The sequence below is a fragment of the Natronosalvus rutilus genome, from assembly GCF_024204665.1.
GTDB lineage: Archaea > Halobacteriota > Halobacteria > Halobacteriales > Natrialbaceae > Natronosalvus > Natronosalvus rutilus.
Window position 1 is genome coordinate 37356 of record NZ_CP100356.1, and the last position, 23366, is coordinate 60721.

Annotated in this window: 19 protein-coding genes; 4 read left to right on the forward strand and 15 right to left on the reverse strand. The window is 52.7% G+C overall.

What is annotated here, in order from left to right; translation table 11 throughout:
* Positions 1 to 24: 24 nt before the first annotated feature.
* The 6 genes from NGM29_RS18595 to NGM29_RS18620 form a co-directional block, all read right to left on the reverse strand.
* On the reverse strand, positions 25 to 1062 hold the full coding sequence (locus NGM29_RS18595) for a hypothetical protein (protein WP_254161003.1): 1038 nt from the start codon (positions 1060 to 1062) through the stop codon (positions 25 to 27).
* Positions 1059 to 2498 carry an ABC transporter ATP-binding protein gene (locus NGM29_RS18600; protein WP_254161005.1) on the reverse strand — a complete coding sequence of 480 codons (1440 nt, stop codon included), beginning with the start codon at positions 2496 to 2498 and terminating at the stop codon, positions 1059 to 1061. Before NGM29_RS18600 ends, NGM29_RS18595 begins: the two co-directional genes overlap by 4 nt.
* Positions 2495 to 3553 carry an ABC transporter ATP-binding protein gene (locus NGM29_RS18605; protein ID WP_254161007.1) on the reverse strand — a complete coding sequence of 353 codons (1059 nt, stop codon included), beginning with the start codon at positions 3551 to 3553 and terminating at the stop codon, positions 2495 to 2497. Before NGM29_RS18605 ends, NGM29_RS18600 begins: the two co-directional genes overlap by 4 nt.
* Positions 3550 to 4452, reverse strand: coding sequence for an ABC transporter permease (locus NGM29_RS18610; protein WP_254161009.1), 903 nt, complete (start codon positions 4450 to 4452; stop codon positions 3550 to 3552). Before NGM29_RS18610 ends, NGM29_RS18605 begins: the two co-directional genes overlap by 4 nt.
* An 84-nt stretch (positions 4453 to 4536) precedes the next feature.
* A complete protein-coding gene (locus tag NGM29_RS18615; RefSeq protein ID WP_254161011.1) occupies positions 4537 to 5508 on the reverse strand; it encodes an ABC transporter permease in 972 nt (323 codons plus the stop codon).
* 133 nt (positions 5509 to 5641) lie between these two features.
* Positions 5642 to 7486, reverse strand: a complete 1845-nt coding sequence (locus NGM29_RS18620; RefSeq protein WP_254161013.1) for an ABC transporter substrate-binding protein — start codon at positions 7484 to 7486, stop codon at positions 5642 to 5644.
* Positions 7487 to 7602: 116 nt separating this feature from the next.
* On the opposite strand from NGM29_RS18620, the gene NGM29_RS18625 reads away from it, so the two are divergent.
* On the forward strand, positions 7603 to 9627 hold the full coding sequence (locus NGM29_RS18625) for a hypothetical protein (RefSeq protein WP_254161015.1): 2025 nt from the start codon (positions 7603 to 7605) through the stop codon (positions 9625 to 9627).
* 95 nt (positions 9628 to 9722) lie between these two features.
* On the opposite strand, the gene NGM29_RS18630 is transcribed toward NGM29_RS18625, so the two are convergent.
* From NGM29_RS18630 to NGM29_RS18645, 4 genes are all read right to left on the reverse strand, one after another.
* Complete coding sequence (locus NGM29_RS18630) at positions 9723 to 11204, reverse strand: M20/M25/M40 family metallo-hydrolase (RefSeq protein WP_254161017.1); 1482 nt, start codon at positions 11202 to 11204, stop codon at positions 9723 to 9725.
* Between the two features lie 71 nt (positions 11205 to 11275).
* A complete protein-coding gene (locus NGM29_RS18635; protein ID WP_254161019.1) occupies positions 11276 to 12418 on the reverse strand; it encodes a pyridoxal phosphate-dependent aminotransferase in 1143 nt (380 codons plus the stop codon).
* Between the two features lie 54 nt (positions 12419 to 12472).
* Positions 12473 to 13987, reverse strand: a complete 1515-nt coding sequence (locus tag NGM29_RS18640) for a carboxypeptidase M32 (protein WP_254161021.1) — start codon at positions 13985 to 13987, stop codon at positions 12473 to 12475.
* A 63-nt stretch (positions 13988 to 14050) separates the two neighbouring features.
* Positions 14051 to 14845: a cyclase family protein gene (locus tag NGM29_RS18645; RefSeq protein ID WP_254161023.1), complete on the reverse strand. Its 795-nt coding sequence runs from the start codon at positions 14843 to 14845 to the stop codon at positions 14051 to 14053.
* Between the two features lie 107 nt (positions 14846 to 14952).
* Here NGM29_RS18645 and NGM29_RS18650 point away from each other — a divergent pair, with 107 nt between their 5' ends.
* A complete protein-coding gene (locus NGM29_RS18650) occupies positions 14953 to 15885 on the forward strand; it encodes an alpha/beta fold hydrolase (RefSeq protein WP_254161025.1) in 933 nt (310 codons plus the stop codon).
* Here the strand turns inward: NGM29_RS18650 and NGM29_RS18655 are convergent, their stop codons facing one another.
* Both NGM29_RS18655 and NGM29_RS18660 read right to left on the reverse strand, forming a co-directional pair.
* The gene (locus tag NGM29_RS18655) at positions 15886 to 16845 is read right to left on the reverse strand and encodes an acetamidase/formamidase family protein (RefSeq protein WP_254161027.1); all 960 of its coding nucleotides are present in this window, start codon (positions 16843 to 16845) and stop codon (positions 15886 to 15888) included.
* A gap of 58 nt (positions 16846 to 16903) precedes the next feature.
* Positions 16904 to 17974 (reverse strand): dipeptidase, encoded by a 1071-nt coding sequence (locus tag NGM29_RS18660; RefSeq protein WP_254161029.1) that lies wholly within the window; start codon positions 17972 to 17974, stop codon positions 16904 to 16906.
* A 134-nt stretch (positions 17975 to 18108) separates the two neighbouring features.
* Here NGM29_RS18660 and NGM29_RS18665 point away from each other — a divergent pair, with 134 nt between their 5' ends.
* Positions 18109 to 18900 (forward strand): SDR family oxidoreductase, encoded by a 792-nt coding sequence (locus tag NGM29_RS18665; RefSeq protein ID WP_254161031.1) that lies wholly within the window; start codon positions 18109 to 18111, stop codon positions 18898 to 18900.
* Between the two features lie 49 nt (positions 18901 to 18949).
* Here the strand turns inward: NGM29_RS18665 and NGM29_RS18670 are convergent, their stop codons facing one another.
* Positions 18950 to 19954: a D-2-hydroxyacid dehydrogenase gene (locus tag NGM29_RS18670; RefSeq protein ID WP_254161033.1), complete on the reverse strand. Its 1005-nt coding sequence runs from the start codon at positions 19952 to 19954 to the stop codon at positions 18950 to 18952.
* A gap of 255 nt (positions 19955 to 20209) precedes the next feature.
* On the opposite strand from NGM29_RS18670, the gene NGM29_RS18675 reads away from it, so the two are divergent.
* Positions 20210 to 20986, forward strand: coding sequence for an SDR family NAD(P)-dependent oxidoreductase (locus NGM29_RS18675; protein ID WP_254161035.1), 777 nt, complete (start codon positions 20210 to 20212; stop codon positions 20984 to 20986).
* A 36-nt stretch (positions 20987 to 21022) separates the two neighbouring features.
* On the opposite strand, the gene NGM29_RS18680 is transcribed toward NGM29_RS18675, so the two are convergent.
* Positions 21023 to 22012, reverse strand: coding sequence for a DUF7260 family protein (locus tag NGM29_RS18680; protein ID WP_254161037.1), 990 nt, complete (start codon positions 22010 to 22012; stop codon positions 21023 to 21025).
* Between the two features lie 86 nt (positions 22013 to 22098).
* Positions 22099 to 23193, reverse strand: a complete 1095-nt coding sequence (locus NGM29_RS18685; protein ID WP_254161039.1) for a dipeptidase — start codon at positions 23191 to 23193, stop codon at positions 22099 to 22101.
* Positions 23194 to 23366: the final 173 nt, after the last annotated feature.

Genomic DNA, 23366 nt, shown 5'->3' on the forward strand with positions numbered 1-23366 from the left:
GGAGTTATAATAAATTGAGGTCGGTTATTTGCCCGACTGTACGAACTGAACTGTCTCCGTCACTCTCTCACCGGTTGGCCCATCTTCAAGAACATTTAGTACGTCGCGTATCTCGTTCACTTCGAGGTCGACGATCCCGAGTCCGATGTAGTAGGCCTGGAACGCCGGGAATGCGTCGACTGGCCCTTCAATCTGGAAACGAATGAACGTCTCAGAAGTAAGTCGCCTAATTGGGAAACACGTTTCACTCGGATCCACCGTCGTCCACTCGATGTCCCCATCCATCGAGTAGCCGATTGCGGGAGTGATGGTTGCTTCCTCCGGAACTTTTGCAATGAGCCGTAGAAACGCCGCAACAGAGTATTTGTCTGCCCGGAATTCGTCAGTAGTTGCATACGCCGGGTCAGCATCTGCACTGTATCCCGGCAACCAAGGGAGCCACGTGTTTGAGTCGAGTGAAACCGCCTCGCCCACAAGGTCAATTGCTTGTTGATCTGCTCCTGCCCAGTGGCAGCACAGTGCCCTGACCGTTCGAGTGATGACACTGTCCGATATGGTTTGAGCAGCACTCACTGCATCCTTTAGTTCGTCAGCTGCCCGCTCCCACTCCTGGCCATTGATTGCATCCAGTGCTTTGGACATAGCATCCATCACTGTTTCCGAGACATCCAGTCGCGTGAGTGGTTCCGCCTCCCGCGTCATACTGAAGGTGTACACTAGTGCCTCCTCGTTGGAAAGAGAGAGACTGTTTTCGTGTGTAACGATCACCGAAACATCGTTGGCAGCGAGTCTCTCTCGGACACTGCTGACCACTGCTTTGATTATGTCCTGTTGGTCATCTCCAATGGAATGTGAGCCAGTTTGAACTCCCTCAGCAGCCTCATCAAATCGATCCTGACTCTCCGCATCAACAGCAGATTCGAACGCCTCCCTAACGAGCGCCTGTGACGAGTCGTCGGCCAATGCTGGTGAGTCATCCCCATCCCGTTCGGCGAGTGCGTTGAGGAGAATTGGATCGACAGGGTGAATATCCCACTTCATCTCGTCAAGTTTGCCAGTCATTTTCGCTCCTCTAGGTTTGGTGCCGAAGATTTCGCTTTACTACCGACGACACCAATAGCACGATCGGGTTGTCCAGGCATGGTTTCGTCATATAGGTGGCAAGAAGCAGACCGCATATCTGCCGTCACTATTTCATCCGGGATGTCTGTCGCACAAACAGTATTCCAGAGTTCGTCAACCAGCTTCACCGCCTTGGTATTGGAATCAGTAATTGCGACGTTCAGGGAGCGTCGGATCTCTTCTTCGACCGAAGGAGGGAGTTCTTGCGTCGAATTCTTCTTCCCTTCTTGAGAGCCCAAGTGGGATGGGGTCCACTCTCCTACATGTTCCTCATAGAGTGCATCGAGAATATCATCATCTGTGACTGAGTTCTGGCGGGTTTCGAGCTCCCGACGCATTGCCTCAGGCTGGACATCACCATTTTTCAGCCGTGTCTTGTACCGAAGAACACGTCGCCACTCTTCATGGCTGTGTGCCCAGTTTTCTGGTGGGATTACTTTGGGACAACGCGGATGGAAGTTGCAGCCACTTGGTGGGTTAATTGGTGACGGAACGTCACCCTCGAGTCGAATGCTCTCACGCTGTAGATTTGGATCCGGGAGGGGGATAGACGAGAGTAACGACTGCGTGTAGGGGTGTTCTGCGTGCTGGAACAGCTCAGACGTTGGTCCTCGTTCGACTACCTGTCCGAGGTACATGACAATGACTCTGTCGCAAATCTGGCGAACGACAGCCAGATCATGCGTAATAAACAACATCGTTAAGTCCCGTTTTTGCTGGAGATCGAATATCAAGTTGAGGATCTGAGCTTGGACAGAAACGTCTAGTGCGCTCGTCGGCTCGTCCGCGACGATGAGTTCAGGTTCGACGGACATCGCTCGGGCAATCGCGATACGCTGACGCTGACCCCCGGAGAACTCGTGGGGATAACGGTCGAGATGCTCCTTACTGAGCCCTACCTCTTCGAGCAAATCGCCCGCGCGTTGTATCCGTTCCTGTTTATTATCACCAATTCCATGAATTTCCATGGGTTCAACGAGTGTTTTTCGGACAGTGTACCGGGGGTTAAGCGACTCGAAAGGATCCTGGTAAATCATCTGAGCCTTGCTTCGGAACTCTAGAAGCTCTGAACCCGAATACGACGTTACTTCCTCATCTCCAAAGTAGATCTTACCGTCAGTCGGCTCGATGAGCCGGAGAATTGTTCGTGCTAGCGTCGATTTTCCACATCCGCTCTCCCCGACCAGTCCGAGAATCTCACCACTCTGAACCGACAAGTCAACCCCGTCGACGGCCCGAATAGTTCTGACCTCACGATTTGGTCGAATACGGTTGAGCCAGGAATCGTTTTCTGTGAAGTGCTTCGTGAGCGATTCTGTACGAACAACTGGGGCGAACGATTCTTCCGTCGTCACCTGTTGGTTGGTCTGAGTCATGTTGGATTGTCAAAGATGCAGGCACTGAAATGTCTGTCGTCGACCTCACGTAGCCTGGGGTCGGACTTCGAACAATCTTCTGTTGCGTACGGACAGCGAGATTCGAAGTTGCAACCCTTTGGTGTCGACGCGAGGCTTGGAACTGTACCTGAGATGGGTGAGAGTTTCTGTCCATCTCTCGTGGGATCGGGAACCGCCTCGATCAACCCCTGCGTGTATGGATGTCGAGGGTCGTTAAATATCTCATCAACGGTACCATATTCGACGATGCGGCCCGCATACATCACCGCCAGGCGATCACAAGTCTCGGCGACGACACCCAGATTGTGTGTTACGATGACGACGCTCATATCGAGTTCCTCGTTGAGTTCTTTGATAATATCAAGAATTTGGGCCTGAATTGTTACGTCCAGCGCCGTTGTCGGTTCGTCCGCGATGAGCAGGTCCGGTTCACACGCGAGGGCCATCGATATGACGGCACGCTGTAACATCCCGCCACTGAACTGATGAGGATAATCATCAACGCGATCTTCGGGGCTTGGGATACCGACTTGCCGCATGAGATCAATCGCACGTGTTCGAGAGGCTTCCTTCTGCAGATCTTCATGAATCCGCAACGGTTCACCAACCTGCCAGCCGATGTTGTAGACGGGGTTCATCGCCGTCGAAGGTTCTTGAAACACCATGGAAATTCGGCTGCCACGATATTTACGGAGTTCGCTCTGTGAGAGTTCCGTCAGGTCGACACCATCAAACATAACTGAGCCATCAGCGATATACCCTGGTGAGTCTACGAGACCCATTAGCGAAAGGCTTGTGACGCTCTTTCCACAACCGGATTCACCAACAATACCGAGTATTTCTCCCTTCTCCACTTCGAACGAAACGCCATCAGCTGCTCGAACGGTTCCCTCGTCCGTATCGAACCGGGTATGGAGGTTCTGGACGGACAACAATGGTTCGTTATTACGGCTAATGCGCTCAGCTTCCTCTTCACCACCTATTGTGGCTTCAGAGATGTTTTGCTCTTGTTTATTCATTTCTAGGTCGCTCATGCTCCCTCCTGTGTGGTTTCTGTCTGTGGGTCGATTTCGTCACGGAGTCCGTCGCCGAAGATGTTGAACGCGAGTACTGTGAACATTATCGCTAGTCCTGGGAAGGTGGAAATCCACCACCCCTCTGGAAGGTACTGTCGGCCATCAGCAATGAGAACTCCCCACGTCGGTGTCGGCGGCTGGACGCCCAAACCGAGGAACGACAGCGAAGCTTCGAAAATAATTGCCGTCGCAACGTGGAATGTCGCCTGGACAAACACAGGTGTGAATGCGTTTGGGATGACATGTTTCCAGAGTACCTTCAGCTCTGAGAGCCCGGTACCGCGGGCCGCTTCAACGAATTCCTCTTCCTTGACTGAAAGCACGTCACCGCGTATCAGCCGTGCATACTGAGGAGTATATACGATCGCGATGACAATGATGATGTTTTGAAGGCTCGCTCCTACGGCACCAACGAGTGCCAGCGCCAGGATGAGCGATGGAAACGAAATCATAACATCCACGCCACGCATCAATACCTCATCAACGTAACCACCGCGGTATCCGGCAATCGAACCGATAGTAACTCCCAGCGCAACCGCGATAGACACGGCAACCACCCCAACTAAGAGCGATATCCGAGTTCCATGAATTACTCTTGATAGAATATCCCGGCCGGTAAGATCTGTTCCCATCGGGTGGTCAATTGATGGACCTTGGACTGAAGCGCCGTAGTCAGGAACAGTTGGTTCGTACGGTGCAACAAAATCTGCAAATACCGCGACGAGTACGATGCCAACTATCAGCCACATCGAAACTCTCGCGGCAAAATCGAGGTTGGAGTACACCTGCACAGCACGTCTGAGCTGAGCTATCGTGTGATCCTTTATCGTCGGTTGTTTGATTTTTTCTGTCGCCATTAGGGCACCCTCTGATCCGTTTTTGCCTGGGTCATTGTCCTCGGTAGAGTCTGTTTGAACGTATATTCGATTATACGAGGTAGCTTACTCATATTCAATCCTCGGGTCTAGTACCGTATACAGAAGGTCGACAACCAGGTTCATTACCACGAAGACGGTGGCAAACAACAAGACAAGGCCCTGGATGAGCGGCATATCTTGCTGTTGAACCGCCTGGAAGAGTAGTCGTCCGACTCCTGGCCAAGCGAATACCTCCTCAACAACGACTGCGCCATTCAAGAGATACCCTATCTGTAATCCAGCAACCGTAACCACCGGAATAAGTGCATTTCTGAGAGCGTGAATAACTATGATAGCCTGCTCTTTCGCCCCTTTCGACCGTGCAGTGCGTATGTAGTCCTCCTGCATGGCCTCGGCCATTGATGACCGAGTGAGCCGCATGGTAATCGCTGAAAATCCGACACCAAGGATAATTCCTGGAGGGAGGACATGCCATAGCCACCCCCCAAAACTTTCGAACGGTGAAACGTATCCACCGGCGGGAATCAATTGATATCCGAACCAGCGATTCCAGAACAGCGCTCCAAATAGAATCGTCATCAAGCCGAGCCAAAACGAAGGGATGCTGATTCCGGTGAACGCTATGACGCGACTTATCTGGTCGATCCAACTGTCCTTATAGACGCCCGAAAGGACACCGAGCGGTACTGCGATAAGAATTGAGACAATGAACGCCACGAAGGCGATCTGGATTGTCGGCCAGATATGGGCTGCAATCACTGATGTAACAGGTCTGTCCTGTGAATACGACATCCCGAGGTCAAGTGTTATTGCGTCAGTGAGCCAATTCAGGTACTGAACTGGAAGAGGGTCATCTAATCCCAAGCGAGCCCGAAGCGCCGCTACCGTCTCTGGCGTACGAGCTTGTGGAGGGATCATTGCAGTAGTTGGATCACCTGGAGTGAGTCTGACGAGCAGAAACACGACAAGAGTCACCCCGATAAAAACGGGTATCAAACTTGCCAGCCGTTTAAGTAGGTAGTTTGTTCTGTCCATTTGTGTAAGGTTGACGTGTAGCTGTATTGAATCAGTTGTTGTTGTTCAGTTACTTATAGATGGTGGTATCGTAGTGTCTATAGGTGGCGTAACGAAGGACGGATTACCGATCTTCGGAAAGGTGGAGGGGCAGTTACTGGTCGAGCCAGACCTCGTTTAGCCGGAAGCGGAATGTCGCATTTGCCGGAACGAAGTTTTTAACCTCCGTACGAATCGCTTGGGTCACGTCAGGCCAGACCAGCCCGTTGTTTGGTGCGAGATCGGATGCGAGTGACTGTGCCTCGGAATAGGCTTCCTGTCTTGCTTCCTGATCGGTCGTCGTTCGAGCGTCATTGAGAAGCTCGTTGAGCTCGGGAACGTCAATGTACTTGTAGTTTGTTCCGGATCCGCCCTCATAGGCGTTGAAGTACGCACCGGCCTCCACAGAGTCGCCGATAGATTCGATGTGCGTCTCGTACCCTTCGTCGATCTCGTCAGACACACCGCCGGCTTCCCAGGCTGCATCCGAATTGATGATTCCACCCCAGGAAGCGGCTTTTTCGAGTGGTCGAACTTCGTAATCGATTCCTGCATCCGACGCGCTCTGCTGGACAATTTCGGCCGCGTCGACGAATCGCGACTCGTTCGTGCATCTCAGATCGAGTTCCCACGGCGTCTCGATTCCTGCATCTTCAAGCATCTGCTGTGCCTGCTCTGGATCGTACGGATACGTGTTGACTGCGTCCTCGTCGTAGAACTTGTCGTGAGGTGGAAGCGGCCCCCATCTCGGGGACGCCATCCCATCGAACTGAACGTTAACGATTGCTTCGTGGTTGGTCGCGTAACGAAGTGCCTGGCGGACTGCCTTCCCACTTTCCGATATTTCGTCCTCACCGGGTGTTCCGGGCATCGCCTCAAACAGACTAAATTCGTCTTTGTAGCGGAGGTTGACCCACTGATTGATGTGCCCACCACCACCCGAGACAATCGTCTCGACACTGTCGACGCCCTCCAATGCGCTGATGTCTCGCGGTGGAACCAGGTCACTGATGTGAATGTCGCCGACTTCGAGTTGTGTCCGCCTCGTTCCAGCTTCGGGAACAATGGTGTATTCAATCGCATCAACGTACGGAAGTTGGCCGTGCTCCCCTTCGGCCCAGTAATCGTCGAAGCGCTCGAGGCGATAGGGGCCGCCTGAAGAACCGTCGGCCCACATGAAAGGACCAGTTCCGACGTATCCAGTACTGGGTGAGGCAAGATCATCGCCAAGTTCGTCCAAACTCTCTAACGGGAATATTTTCTGATCAGCGATTCCGAGCAATGCTGGGAAGTGGGCCGCTGGTGCTGCAAGGTCGAAAGTAACCTCGTACTCGCCAGTCGCCTGAATCGTTTCCATCGGGTCAATACCGTCGCCCCAAAGCAGGCCAGGGAACGGCCACGCACCCGTCGTCGTGTAATCGTCACTGCTGTAACCCACCAGTTCGGGGTCGTAGATGAAATGGTACGTATCAACGACGTCCTGAGCCGTCATCTCCCGATCGATTGGCGGGTGGAACATCACGCCTTCCCTTAGTTTGAACGTCCACGTTTGGGCGTCTGGCGGCTCGGGGATCTCTTCAACGAGTTCGGGAACGACCTCAAGGTCGGGAGTGACCCGCGTCAGGTTATCGCCAACGTGGTTCAGCATCTGTGCCGAGGATTGGTCGGATGCCAGCGCCGGGTGCAGCGGACTCGTTACACCGACACTTAAGCCAACGTTGAGTGTGCCACCGTGTACATCACCGTTTCCGCCGCTTCCACCCGTGTCATCGTCGCCGTTGCCACCGTCGCCGTCCTCACCATTGCCGCCGTCACCGCCACTGAAACAACCCGCGAGCATCGTCGTTCCGGTCGTCAATCCTGCACCAGCCGTCAGTCGGAGGAAGTTCCGTCTGCCGTTTGAAATTGCCCCACAACCATTTTCTTGACTACTACTGACTGTACTGTCTTGCGACACCATATGACATACTATTTTGGGGAGTGCATAAAACTTTCGTATGAGGTGAACTATGGTGTGAGATACTGAGAACATATACATGAACCCATAGTAACTACCGAACGTATTCGTCTGAAATAATGGCGCTTTCCATACTCTTGTTCTACGCCGGAACCTTCTTAGCAATACCAAATAAATCGGTGTATGATGCGGATAAGCAACTTTGGTACGATGAGTACCCTTACTCAATGGAGGAATCAGCGATGAACTCACGAGACGAACTGTTCAACGTACTCGATAACACGTTCTCACCCGAATCGGCACGCGACTTTGCGGTAGGACTAACCGATTACTATCGAGCACCGGGAACCAGCGGGTTCCAGATCGCAATGGATCAAGTCGAGTCAGCGCTTCGTGATGCAGGGTTAGACGTTACCGTCGACGAACCGGTCATCGAAGACGCCTGGGAACCAAACGAAGCATCTCTGTCAGTCGTCGACCCTGTACACGAATCGCTGATTGATTTCGATGACGCACCGGCCTGCCTCGCCTGGGGATCCTCATCCACCAATGGAAAGGAAGAGTTCGAGATCGTCAACGTTGGAACTGGCGAATCTCCGGACGATTTCGAAGAGCAAAACGTCGAAGGAAAGGTAGTGTACATTCATGGAACTCAGCGTAGGCCGGGGTGGTGGGAAGCAGCAGGTAACGCAGTAGACGCGGGAGCACGTGGGATTATTACTGACTACATGCTCTATCAGACACCAGGTGTACGAGAACCTGAGTTGGTTCCAGAAGCAGCGCAATTGCTCAGACTTCGTCCAGCCGAGCGATTTATCGACGAAGATGTTTGGGCGGTGTCGATCCCTCACGATTCCGCGATCGTTCTGGACGACTTACTCGAAAGAGGCTCCGTTACTATTGAGGCCAACATCGACGTCGAAGTCTTCGATGCTACGGCTCCGTATCTGGAGGCGACTATCCCTGGCGAAGTTACCGATGAAACGATTCTATTCTGTGGGCACGCGTCAGGTATCAAACCCGGTGCGAACTGTGCTGAAGGAACCGGTCTGGTGGTCGAACTTGCGCGAGCGCTCAATGAACTTGCAGACCAGTACAAGTTCAAGCGCTCCATTAAGTTCATTGTTGGTGTCGAAGGGCCAGTTTCTGAGGAATACCTGAAACAGAACCCAGACGCCACAGAGGACGTCATTACGTCGCTGACGTACTGTTCAACCGGGCACAAGCAGTCCGAGACCGAATCGTGTCTATTGCTCTCTTCCTCACCAGATTCCGTTCCTCACTTCACGAACGATTATCTGGCCGAATTAGCTGACCAATCACCAAAAGAGGCTGACTGGATTGGTAAGGAAGGAGGTCAGGAATTGCCTCTCCTCAACCTTTCACAGCACTACTACACGCCGTGGAGTGATAATAGTCGATTCGCCCAACACGAGATCCCAGCACCACTGTTCATGTCCTGGCCAGACAAGTGCTTCCATAGTCAGCTTCTGACGGCGGATGTAATTGACCCCGCCGCACTCCGACGGTCCGCGCTCATATCGGGGGTTGCAGCACTGGAACTCGCAATCGCAGACAAAGACGAAGCTGCTGCAATTGGCCGAATCGTGGCTGGCCGATCGCTACAGCGGTTACAGAGTCTCGGTGCAAATTACGCAATGGAGGCAACACCCCGAGCACGCAGACACGTAGAGTACGTCAAAGAACGTGATATCAAGGCGCTCAACTCGGTAACAGAACTTTCCGACGGCGCTGCCGACACTATCGATGATCTGGAATTACAGATTCAGCAAACTGCAGAGAAGGTCGTCGATTCTTTCAATGACACGAAGGAATCGAATCGTGGGGAAATTGCAGAACTGATTCCTGTTCGAACGACCGACGACCTCGTGGCACGGTGGGTCGGACTCGAATATAACGACCTGCTCGAGATAGCTGACCAACTGGCCGACGCCGACGAAAATGCAGGATGGCGTTCCCTCAGAGTCGTCTCCGACGAGGCGTGGAACTTCGTCGACGGTGAGCGGACTGTCGGCGAAATCGCCGACGCAGTCGGATTTGAGTTCGAGATGACAATCCACCCGGAACCGGTCCACCGAATACTCAAAGGCCACGAAGACGGGGGCAATCTTCGATTCGAATAGAAGAGTACCGAACGGAGAGAAAATCACCAGCCAGGTAATCGACCAACCCGTTTCCGCTTGCGTTCAGATATCCTATTCACTGGTCGATAGAAAGTTTACTTCGCGTACTCCATTACTATCTCGGCGTGGGAAAGTTCGCAGTCAACAAGACTGGCGACGGTGTCGTTACCGTCAATGACGAAGAATTCGTCGCTACCTTCGGAGTTCGCACCATGTCCGAGTCCAACACCGTAGAGAACGGGGATGTTGAATTTGCTCCCAAAGACAGCCCACGGGACACCACCCGCAGAGAATGGCCAGAGTGTCAAGTTGCACCCGTGGTTCGAGATGACGGTTTGTGCAGCCTGAACGAGATCAGAATCAGGGTCAGTCTTACACCAACTATGCTGACCGGAAACCTCCATTTCGACATCTTCGAAACCATTGTTGTCGAGGTGATCGCGGAGTTGCTGGCGAACAATCTCAGGATCGTAACCACGTGGCATTCGCAAGTCAAATGTTGCGTGAGCGTCTCCTGGTAAAATGAACGGTTTCGTGCCCGTGTCGGGGCCGAGATAACCTGTGTTAATCCCTTGGATGTTAAATGACTCAGGGCCGTAGAAATGCTGAACGAAAGCTTCGACGACGTCCTCCTGAAGGTCATCTGTAAGGTTTTCAACTTCACCGGCCCCTCGCGCGAGACCAGGCAAGTGCTTCCATAGTTCGTCATACGGCGTCTCGGTCTGCTCGTCGAGTGTCTCGACAAATTTTCGAATCTCCTCCCGCTCTTCCTCCGTCGGTTGTTCGTACTGGTCGTAGTAACCCTCGATATCAATGTGTGTACCGTTATCTGAAGTCAATGAAGAAAGGACGTCAACCATCCGCCAGGAAGGACTATCGACGGTGACGTTGCTCATCGCGTGGACGTTACCACCCTGTGGTCCGCGACCCCAGCTACGGCCGGAAACATCGAGCGTGAAATAGAGCGCCGATTTGTAGCCAAGCGATCCAGTAACATTCCCGTCACCCCCTTGTCCCGCAAGCGGACAGAAACAAGCGTCGGCATCTTTGAGACGATCCTCATACTGATCGAGCATATCGTAGTAGTGCGGGCTCCCATTGATTTCCTCAGCCTCGAGTAGGAACATTACGTTAACCGGGAGTTCACCGAGTGCCTCTTTCATCGCTTCCAGTGCGTTCAGCCAGGCAACGAATGCACCCTTAACCTTGACTGAACCCCGGCCGTAGATGACACGGCCGTACTCATCAGTCTCCTCTATCTCACCACCGAACGGGTCGTGTGTCCAGTCATCCGGGTTGACAGGCCGGGTGTCGAGCATGCCGTAGTTGATGAGTGTCTTTTCTGCTCCCGCGTCGTAATACCCCCAAACGCCTGGAGCACCATCGGTTTCAACGAGTGTCGCCTCATCACAGCCCAACTCGTTTAGATAATCGACCATAAGTTCCGAGATCTCGCGAAGGCCACGCTGTTCAACGCTGATACTCGGTTGTTGTACTGCACGCTGGATACGATCAATGTGTGAATCGAGATTTGACTCGATTGACTCACGAACTGCGGCACTGTCACTCTCTGACATTAGCTACCAGTTTAGTAGCCGACGATAAAATGGTTTCTACCGCAATGTCACCGTTTTCCAGTGGCGCTAATTTAAATGAATCCGCTGTCTGCAAGGCGGTCAACTGCTTCAGCTAGCCGGTCTCTGCTGCATGTGTAGGCGAAACGAGCATAACCAGGCGCTCCAAACGCGCTGCCAGGAACCGTAGCAACGTGGGCCTCCGAAAGGGCACGCTCGCACCACTGCTGATCGTTCTCGTCAACGGGGACCATTAGATAGAACGCACCATCAGGTAAGCTGACGGCTACATCTTCATCAGTGAGGCGCTCAACCAGAAAATCGCGGCGTTTGTGGAAGGTGTCAACCATCTCACCAACTGCGGCGTCACCATTTTCGAGTGCCTCAATGGCCGCATGCTGTGCGAAATTCGACGCACAGGTTACCGAGTGCGTGTGAATCTTCCCCGCTTGCTCAACGAGACCTGAGGGTGCAGCCATATAGCCGAGGCGCCAGCCCGTCATTGCGTACGCCTTCGAGAAGCCGTTGATAGTCACGGTACGCTCGGCCATCCCATCGATCGCACCGCAGCTCGTGTAATTGCCGTCGTAAGTGAGTTCACCATAGATTTCGTCACTGATGACAGTTACATCATGATCAACCGCGAGGTCACGGAGTCCTTTCAGAGCTGTCTCGGAATAGACTGCACCTGTCGGGTTCGACGGTGAATTGACGACGACAAGTTCCGTGTTATTATCGATGGCCCCTGCTAGGTTCTCCAACGCTGATTCGAGCTGAAAACCATGGGGTGTTGTATCAACTCTAGTGACCGAGCCGCCAGCGAGCCTCACGATAGGTTCATAAGACACCCATGCGGGATCGATGAGGACGACTTCGTCACCGGCGTCGACGAGTGCCTGAACAGCCTCGAAGATTGCCTGCTTTGCACCGGGAGTGACAATGATGTCTTCGGCGTTATTAGGGACCCCACGTTCGCGAAGTGAGTCAGCGATAGCTTCTCGGAGGGCGGGGATTCCGTTCGAAGCGGTGTAACCAGTGTGGCCGTCGGCTAAGGCCTGCTGGGCAACGTCGACGATGTGTTTTGGTGTCCCCATATCAGGTTCGCCGACGCTGAGGTCGACAATATCAACTCCCTGACTCTGGAGTTCAGCGGCTAAGTTACCGACTGCGACGGTCGCAGATGGTTCGATTTGTAGAGCACGTTGTGAATAGTTCATCAGCGATAGTTGGTCGTCTCCGGCTGCGTTTAAAAAAGTAGCGTACTAATCCATCTAACAGTCGTATAACGTCCTATACTTGTCCTCAATATATGCAAGGAAGTGATCAGCAGTAATTTCCCGGTTGGTCGCCCGGCGGACAAGCTCTTGTGATTTATAGCACTGACCGTGGCGGTGGATATTCTCACGCATCCACTCCTGAAGTGGTTCGAACTCACCACGACGGATCTGATCATCAAGGGGGAGGTCGCGGTCCGCAGCTGCCCAAACCTGTGCGGCGAGAACGCCGTGGCCGAGTGTGTAGTTGATAAAGCCGGGCACATCGCCCGACCAGTGCGGATCCTGTAGCGGCCCCTCACCATACGAGTCTGGCGTTACGCCGAGGTACTGGTCATACTTCTCGTTCCAAACCTGAGGGACCTCGTTGACGGTCATCTCCCCTCCGACTAGAGCTTGCTCGATCTCGGTGCGAATGATAATGTGCATGTGGTAGGTCAACTCGTCAGCAGCAGTTCGAATGACATTCGAATCATTGACCTGGTTGACCGCCTCGTAGGCCTCACTGGGTGTGACATCTGACAACTGTGGAAAGTGGTTCTGGAATATAGGTAACACGAACTCCCAGAACGGCTCAGACCGGCCAATATGATTTTCCCAAATGCCGGACTGCGAGCCGTGAATCGTCAATCCACGTGCGCGACCAAGGGGCGTCCCGTATTGTTCAGCAGGAAGGCCATGGTGATAGGTCGTATGACCGAACTCATGCATCGTTGCCGTAAAGCCACTAGTCGGGTCGTCCTCATCAAAACGGGTGGTAAGGCGGACGTCATAGGGGTTGCCGTAGGAGAACGGGTGTGGAGCAGTGTCGAATCGGGCTCGATCCCAGTCTATTCCCAACTCGGTCAATACATCCTCAAATGCGTCTTTCTGTACCTCCCGAGTGTATGGGCCCCGGATTTTGAATACATCCGTCTCGAGATCAGTATCGCTCTTTTGGACGTCTTCAATAAGGCTGGGAAGGGTCGATTTGAGGCGGTCGAATACCCGGTTTACTGTCGATAGTTCAATGTATGGTTGTGAAGTGTAGCCGAGTTTGTTCTTCCAGAGAACTTCGTAGGGATCGCTGTTGGGATCGACATAGTTGGCCCATTCCCGACGAAGGTCGATGTGTTCCTTGAACACTGGGGCAAAGGTATCCCAGTCGTTGTTCTGCTTCGCACTTTTCCACGCCTCATGTGCGCGCGCAGTCACGTCTGCAAGTTCGCCGTGGAGTTTGTCCGGAACCGAAGTCGTAACCTCGTGCTCACGGCGTGTCTCTCGAACGATAGCTCGCTCATCCTGACTCATCTCCTGTTCGTCAACCCGGTCGAGTGCCCTTCCGAGAGCGTCGGAACCTCGAAGGTCGTGCATCATCTTGGAAAGGGTCTCCCGCTGACCCGATCGAGCAGTTGTCCCCTGTGGTGGCATCATCACATCCGAGTCCCACCGGAGTAGGTGGTCTATCTGTTCCAGGTTGTGTATCCGTTTGGCGTGCTCAACTATCGTCTCGTATGAAGTGTTCTGGCTCACAGTTCGATGCTTTCGCTATCGGGGTATAAAATCATAGGCAATAGTACAAGTAGCCGCGACTACTCACTCGATAATTCCAATTGCACGGACGGGTGAGCCGGTCCCATCACGAATTTTGAGCGGCAAGCCAGAGAACGTGTACCGCATTCCGGCGACAGAAGCAAGGTTGGCGAGATTCTCCCAGATAACGATCTCCTCTCGCGATGCAATTGCGTGAACCGGGAAATTGTAGTTTGGGTAGATATTGGGCGGATGATCAACGCTAATAGAATCTATTCCAATGCCCTTCGCACCGTTGTCCACGAGCCATGTAGCGGCTTCCTCGTTCAGGCCCACAAACTTTGAGTTGTACCGGTGTTTCTTCTCCTTATCAGTCGTAGAATAATTCGATTCGCGATTCCCAGTTTCAAGTGTGACGATGTCGCCTTCACAGATTTCGAGACCGTGTTTGTCGAGTTCGGTTTGAATGTCCTCAATCGTGATCGGGTCGGGGTACTCGACGTGGGAGACGTCGACACCAACAGCGTCACCGTAGAACCATTCCAAAGGCATTTTGTCGATGGAGAGATCTGACGTTGGGTCAAGATGGTCGATAGAGTCGACGTGTGTTGGCCCGTGTTCGCTAACAATCATTGTACGGTTCATCGGTTGTTCCTCCTCGTATCCCTCACGTTCTGCTCGGAGGTGGCGACGGACGTACTCTGTTTCGCTATCCATGCCCTTTTCTTCGAGTTCCTTCTTGACCTGGAAGCCACGTTCCTCATGGGTTAAGTTCGTAAACAGTCGCGTCTCGTCTGCCGATCCGGCCATCGGTTGGTTCTCCTCTATGTGACCGGAGAGGTCGATAAGCTCTGCCATGATACGAGTATGTAGTTGGTAGAAGTATTCTTAAGTCTTACCTGTTTCGCGAGATGAACGTATCAGTGGAGGAAACTATAAGTGGAGGCTCATATACTCTCAGTACGATGTACTCTGACTGGCAATCACTGATAGAGGAGGGGACATATGTCGAAGTAGACGGCACTGACGTCCACCACTTCGACCTCGGCGAAGGACATCCCCTGCTGTTGATTCACGGCGGTGGCCTCAGTTCGTCAGCCGAAATGAACTGGGGGGCAGTCCTGGAGGGGTTCGCCGAACAGTTTCGTGTCATTGCGCTCGACCAGCCTGGCTTCGGCTTTACCGACCCCCGCGGCGAAGTAGACTATTACCCGGCGGAGCGGGCAAAATTCATCATCAAGTTTATCGAAGAACTTGGCCTCGATTCGGTCTCGGTCATGGGTAATAGCGAGGGCGCAACCATCTCGTGTCACATGGCGCTTCGGCGTCCAAACCTCGTGAATCACGTGATCCCTGTCAACGGCGGCATGACCATCCGTGAGTTCGGAACGCCTGCGCCAAGTACGAAGACCAACAAACCAACAATCGAAGACGTTCGCGAAGAAGTTAAGAAGTTTCGAGAACATTATTTCACTGAGACAAAGTACCACCCGTTCTGGCGGGAGATTACCGACGAGAAAATAGAGCGCCTCTATGAAATAGAGCAACGAAATTGGGAGTATAACAACAAGCGCGACGAGGTGATTCGTGGTACGGCGCACCTATACAATAAGACGCTGGCATACGAAGGTATACCAATCTCCAGACAACCCGAGAACTTCGAGCTGCCCGTATTACTACCCTGGAGCACGAATCCATTCTTTTCACTTGGACAGTACGACGATCCCGGACATGATAGAGGCGGGGAAGATCCCCACGAACCGCTAGACGATGCCTACGAGTTCTACAAGCAACTCGACGACGCCCAAATGCACATCTGGAGCGATTCGAAACACCACGTTCAAACCGACAAAGCACCCGAGTTCATAGAAGTTGTTACGTCGTTCGTACAGACCTGACTACTTCGGAAATATATCTTCGGGAATGTGCGATGAAACCACCCAATTCGGCCGATCAACGATTTCATTGATTTTCAGATCGGCAGCAACCGACGTGAGAATGTACGCGTCATGTGCCGACAGGTTTCGAGCCACCTGTAGATGTTCGACCATCGCAAGCGTAGCCTTTCGTGCTGCCTCCATAAGGTCGTCGCTGATTCCCATCGTCGCGTACGTGGGGACATCTTCACGCGAGGAATTACCATCCGACATCAGGTATTGCGGTTGTGAGATGTCCCAATTGGGGAGAACGTCGAGACGGACGTTGAGTGTAATTGGTGTCTCGATGGCGCCCCCACAAATCTCCCCATCACCCTGCGCAGCGTGACCGTCACCAATGCTCAACAATGCGTCCTCAACCTCTACCGGAAGGTACAGCGTTGTCCCGGCAGTGAGGTGTTTCGTATCCATGTTTCCGCCGGCGTCGTGAGGTGGGCCCATGTTCTGCTCCGTCTCGTCGGCCGGCGCGAGTCCGATTGTCCCAGGGAAAGGATCTAGCGGAATCTCGATGCCGTCAACGAACTCGCCGACGCCACCTTCGAGATGCCAGTAGTGTAACCCCCACTCCTCAAACTCCTCGTACAGCAAACCGAACTCGTCCTCTCGAGGACGAAATGAAGTCCAACCCCAGTCATCATGTTCTACATCGAGAATCTCGACAGCCAGTACATCTCCTGGGCTCGCACCCTCAACTGCGACAGGTCCGGTGATCGGCATTCCGCCCTCCCTTTCGGCGAGAGCGTCTGGAACCTCTTCGGCGGTAGTGTCTTTATCGATGAGTCCGTTCCAGGCATCTCGACACTCGAACGAGATGACATCGCCCGGTTTGGCTTCAACTACCGGGTCGAGTGTCTGGCTCCACTTCGAATGGACGTTGTTGTCCTTTGCGGGAATCGAATAGTCGATTGTATACTCGGTCATGAACGTCTGTACGATAACCCGATTGCGTCTTATAAGTTAGTATGAAGTAAGGCGGAGGTCAGCTCGCCCAGACCTCTTCGAACAATCGAAGAAAATTCCCACCGAGTATTTTCGAAATCTCCTCGTCGGTATAGCCTCGGACTACAAGCCCTCGTGTGAGAGTACGGAGGCCAGTGTGTCGGTTGATTCCCTCGGGATACGGATCATACACATCGGTTGCTCCGGCGCCGTATACTTCCGGATGGTTCGGTCGGTAATGTCTGAGTGCGGACGTGGGGGGCGTCTCTTCGCGATCAAGCGAACGGCCGTCAAGGTCAGTTCCGATACCGACATGATCGACACCCATTACGTCCACTGCATAGTCGAGATGGTTTAGCACGTCTTCAACGGTGCTCTCGGCAACGTAGTGACTTCCGGCCTCCCGCTTGATCAGTGGTGGAAAAAACGTGATGCCGGCGACGCCGCCAGCGTCAGACAACGCTTCGAGTTGTTCAGTTGTTTTGTTTCTCCCCGGTGCGTCACAGAGATCTCGGATCCCGATATGCGTGAATGCTACCGGATCGGCGGAGTATTCGATTGTATCCATCGTCGTCCTGTCGCCACAGTGGGATAGGTCGATAAGTACACCCCGGTCGTTGCAGTGGTTCACGACGTCGCGACCGAACGATGAGAGGCCGGTGTCTTCGTCCTCGCAACACCCTGCCCCGATGTAGTTCTGTTCGTTGTAGGTCAACTGGATGACTCGCACGCCGAGATCAGCAAACAAATCCAGCTTCCATCGGTCATTTTCGATAGGCTTCGTATCCTGAAACCCCATGACAATGGCGGTGTCGGTTTCCTCGATCGCTTTGTGAATGTCTCCGTACTCTTCGACAACGCATGCATCGATACTCTCTGTTAGGCCACGTATCTTAGTTATCTGTTGGAGGGTCGATTCAAAATTGTCGCGGTAACTGCCTACTGTGAAATTCGCTGCATCGACACCGCCGCGAGGGAGATGTGATCGATACTCCCGGTCCGTCAGATACGCATCCGTAGCAATGAGCCCATCAACAACGACAACTTCCTCGTGAAGTATATCGGCGTGACGACGCTCCTGTTCGGTCAACTCAAAGTAATCAGCCGTCATTAAGAACAACCATTGTGCATTCCCCTATAGTTCTCCCGGATATGCACGCTCTTGAGAGCGCTCAAGAGTGGACGTCAATTGCTCACACGGGAGATTACACAATTTATTTACACCGGTGTTGAGATTGTGACCATATGGATCTCGAACTAGAGGGAGATTCGGCGCTAGTAACGGCATCAAGCAGCGGTCTCGGTAAGGCATCTGCAACCGCACTCGCTCGTGAGGGGGCGAATGTTGTCATTAACGGTCGAGACAAAGGGCGACTGGAAGAAGCGAGAGAAGAAATCAGCGAGGTTGCAACCGGGAAGGTTATCGCAAAACAAGGTGATCTGACTGAGGAAGACGATGTCAAGGTACTCGTCGAAACAGCTGTCTCAGAATTCGGTGGCCTCGATCACCTCATTACCTCCGCTGGCGGCCCACCAAGCGGTGCCTTCCTGGAGACGACAGACGAGGACTGGTATCACGCTTTCGACCTGCTCGTCATGAGTGTTGTTCGGCTGGTACGTGAGGCAGAACCGGCGCTCAGAGACAACGGCGGCGGCACGATTGTAAACATCACTTCACGGAGCACAAAAGAGGCACTCGACTCACTCGTACTCTCGAACTCCGTTCGAATGTCGGTCATTGGGCTTGAAAAGACGCTTTCACGCGAACTCTCACCAGAGATTCGGGTGAATTCGATCTTGCCAGGTTCACACGAGACATCGCGCGTCGAAAACCTTGTGCAGGCAGCAGTGGAACGCGGTGAGTTCGACTCCTACGAGGAAGGAATGGACGCTCGTGGTGAATCGATTCCAGTCGGTCGAATCGGTGATCCAATGGAGTTAGGCGATACAGTTGCATATCTGTGTTCGGATAGAGCTGGATACATTAACGGACAGGCGGTAGTCATTGACGGCGGTTCCGGCAGGTCGAACCTATAGATACGGAGGTTTCTCCTATTTTCTCTTCAATATCAGTGTAGAGACACCCTCAATCTTCGTTGACTTTCGGTGAGGGGACGGTCCTCGGGTCGTTTACCCGGTTGTGGAACTCCGCTTTTGATCCACGCTCGAGTTGTTCAACATTGTGAACCACGATGTCACTCAGTCTATCCCAGTGTTTCGGGGTATGGCCTCCTACGTGTGGTGTGATGAGAACATTTCCCATACGCCAAAGCGGACAGTCGGTCGGGAGTGGTTCGGGATCTGTAACGTCGAGTGCTGCGCCGCTTATATCGTTCTTTTGCAAGGCGGCGACGAGAGCGTCTGTGTGAATTACGCCGCCTCGGCAGACATTAATAACGTATGCGCTGGGTGGGAGTGTATTGAGTTCAGCTTCATCAATCAGATTCCGGGTTGTCTCCGATAACGGGGTTGACAGCACAAGATAGTCAGTTCGTGCGAGTGCGCTGTGAATACTGTCTTCGTCGAACCCATACACCTCGTCAGTTGGGCCGCCTTTCTCCGGCGAGTATCGGATGCCAATCGTGTCGACATCCATTCCTTCAAGCCGATTAACGAACTCGGTTCCAATAGCGCCCAATCCAACGATAGTGACAGTACTTCCTTTCAACTCCCCGGGCTGATAGTGACGCCATTCGTGGTTTACATTTCTTTGCCAGCCGGTATGGAGCTGCCGGGCAAACATGAGGCAGTACCCGAGTGCTTGCTCTGCAATCCCTGGTGCATGAATTCCCGCAGCGTTGGAAACGACAACACCTTTCTCAGTTAACTCATCCATTGGAAGATGATTATAACCTGACGACGCGACAGCAAACAGCTCTAGATTCTCAGCACAATCTAGGAGTTCTGTGTTCATCGTCACACCAGTCGCGACAGGCGCGTTCTGAATTAATTCCCGTTCTTTCTTGGGTGTGTCGGCGTGGACGACAGTGTAGTCCGGAAGCTTCTCTTGTAGTATCTCAGTATACGCGCGGGTTGACAGCCCTTCTGTATTTTTTCGTAATACAACGACGTCAGGATTGGCTTTGTTCATGGAATCCTCGCAGGATTGAATGGGTAAGTCTTGTTCATAAGTTGTTCGGTTGATTGAGTTGTGATGTCATGAGTATTAACGCCTTTGGTTGGTGTTTGTCATGTTCAGGCGACACAGTTCACTTAGTCCCGCCATTAAGCGTCCATACCATTCAGATTAAGATAACTCTATTGGCCTAATTGAAAAGGCGCCAAATAGTCACAATATTGCTTCCGAGAAGGGTATCTTTATTGGAGGTCACTATGAACGAAGAGTATGGAATTAGAAGGGCTGGCAGCAGTTGTTACCGGCGGAGCGGCAGGCATTGGTCGTGGTATCGCTCTCGAACTCGCCAGAGAAGGGGCGGATGTAGCTGTTGCAGACGTCCGTGAAGAGCCCCTAATGGATTTTAAGGAAACACCGACCCATGAACGTATCGCAGAGATGGGGCGCGAAAGCTGTTTCATTGAAACGGACGTCTCCAATGAGGCAGAAGCACAAGCAATGATAGAAACTGCAGCAGAGGAACTTGGCGGCCTCGACATTCTAGTCAACAACGCGGGCACTAACCGCGAGGGAACGGTTGAGCACCAGACCTACGAGGAATGGCGAGAGGTATTCTCTGTAAACCTTGACGGAGTCTTCCTCTGTTCGAAATTCGCAATTCCGCACATTCGAGAGAGCGAACACGGACGCATCATCAACATCTCTTCGCAGGTAGCTTTCGTCGCATGGCCGAGGAATGCAGCGTATGATAGTTCGAAGGCCGCTGTCTCCCATCTGACTCGACAAATGGCGGTTGATCTTTCACCCGATGAGATTACAGTGAACGCCATCTGCCCTGGGCCAATAAAGACGAAAAAGATGAAAGATTCGCTAGCCGATTTCGAAATCAAAAACCGGTACGATGAAAAGACGCTCACGTCGTTCGTCGGCGAACCGAAAGATATCGGAAAAGCGGCTGTCTACCTCGCTAGTGACGCAGGCCGGTACGTGAACGGTCATAACCTCGTCGTCGACGGAGGGTGGTTGGCTGGTGATTTTTTCGGTTGAGTGAAGAAGAGTTGATGAGGTGAAAGAAACAACGATTCAGCGTGGTTGACAGACTGCCTGGATGATCATTGAGCGGATGTTTTCGAGCGTGCTTATACAGTCAAGCGTCACCGAGAGAACTGGAAAATTCACGGAGAGATTTCTGTAGAGATACTCCTGAGCGATCGTCTTCGAATCTGCCTCGATTCGACGATTGACGACGTTCATCGCCTGCTGGCGCTCATTTATCAAGGTTTCACAGCATTCCCTATATGTTCGCAGCTCAGTATCCAGACTGATGAGTCTAGACAACGAAAGGTCGAAAAGGTCCGTCTGTTCGATATCAGTCAGGAATTTCTGCACCGGTTTGAGTACCGACTTTGCCTCTTGGAGAGAACGCTCCTCGATAGTATGGCCACCCAGAAGGTGCCCACGCTTTCGTGCAGACTGACTCGCCTGCTGGACGAGGAATCGCTTACCCGGTTCGCTTAGATGATGACCGTTGATGAGTAACGACGCTGCGCCATCACCGAACTCCGCGGCAACGTGTTCGTGGAACGACTCGCCGTACTCGCAATCGAAATTAGGTGTTGACATCACCGTCTCTCGGTACGTGTCACGCACTTGCATCAGGACACAATTTCCAGAAGAGATATTGACGGTCTGAGTTTTCACACCCATGATCGACTGGTTCGTAGTTGAGAGCGATTGGATTTTCTCTGCGAACTCCTGAAACATCTCTTGTTCCGTTTCGATGTGATCTTTCTCATCTCTTACTGCATTAAGTGCAATCGGGAGGAGTCCTCCCGAAGCCGTCTTTGCAACAATATCCATCTCAATAGAGACAATCGTTATTGCATCACGGTACAGACTCCCAACGGATGCGTCCCCCCATATCGAAACGTCGTTCTGTATAGCCAGTACAACAAAGACGATCACGAGAAAGAAAATCGACAATATCTCTCTGCGAAGAATTCCGTCCTTGCCCGAACTGGTGATGGTCAATAGTTGAATCTCCCGGCGCACTCTACTGGCAGACTCGCTCATATCTACAAAGCGGACGTGATGCTAGATAATTTTTTGGTATGTTAAAATACACTTCGAATCGCGGCAAAATATCCGATATTCTCGGGCTACTTCCAGACTTCCTCAAAGACCCGCCGAAGATTTCCACCGAGTATACCGCATACGTCATTATCGCTGTATCCTCGGTCAACCAGTCCGTGGGTGAGGTTGGAAAGTTCCGTGTAACGGGAGAGGTGTTCAGGGTAGGAATCCATTCTATCCGTGGGCCCTTCGCCGTAAACCTCGGGGTGAGTCTCACGCCACACGTTAAGATTCGAACCTTTTGAGATCGAGCCTTGGTCGAGCGTTCGATCACTCATGTCACCGCCGAACGCGACACTCTCGACACCGCCAACGTCAACGGCATGGTCTATGTGATCGAGCACGTCCGCGATAGTCGCCTGTTGTACCTTATGTGTCTCCGGATTCTGCTTGATGACCGGCGGAAATGGTGTGATGCAGTTGACGCCCCCATTGTCTGCAATAGCGCGGAGTTGTTCGTCCGTCTTCGCTCTCCCTTGGGAGCTGGCAAGAGCCCGACAACCGATGTGTGACGCGATAACCGGATCGTCCGAATATGAGACCACGTCCATCGTCGTTTCGTCATTGCAGTGAGAGACATCGAGCACAATACCTTGATCGTTACAGATTCCAACAGCCTCCCGACCAAGCATGGTCAGTCCCGCGTCACGGCGTTCACAGCAGCCATCACCCAGCGTGTTACCCCGGTTGTACGTAAGGTCGATAACTCGAACCCCGAGTTCGGCCATAGTCACAATCCGCGAGAGGTCGTTCTTGACCCAATTCGCCCCCTGGAACCCCATGACAATTCCCGTCCGATCCGACTCCGATGCTACATCGATGTCATCGATTGACTCGACAAGGAGGTAGTTGTCGTCGTTCTCCCTAATTTGTGTACGGGTGTCGGTGACACTGTGTATTGTATCTGTGTAATCGAACGAAGGACCGCCGACTGTTAGATTCCCAGCCGTGATATCCGCATCTCGCAGACGGTCGCGGTACTCAGGGTCGTCGAGATAGTATGTCCCAGCGACGAGCCCATCGATAATTTCACACACTTCGTGGAGTTTCGCTGCGCGAGAACGTTGCTGGTCATCCAAGTCAAACGGTTCATCGGCTGTGGCGCTAGATTCCTCAAACATCTAGTTACTCAACAGAGAGGGTAGATATGTAAAGGTGTGTATTACCGAAAGCAGAATGAATTCGAAGATACCTGATGAAGCGTGAGATCGTGATCCTAGTGGTCGTGACGAGACCTCGTGTGGTTCTAAGCTGCTGAATAGGCGATCGTATAACGAGTCAACGAGAGTGGGAC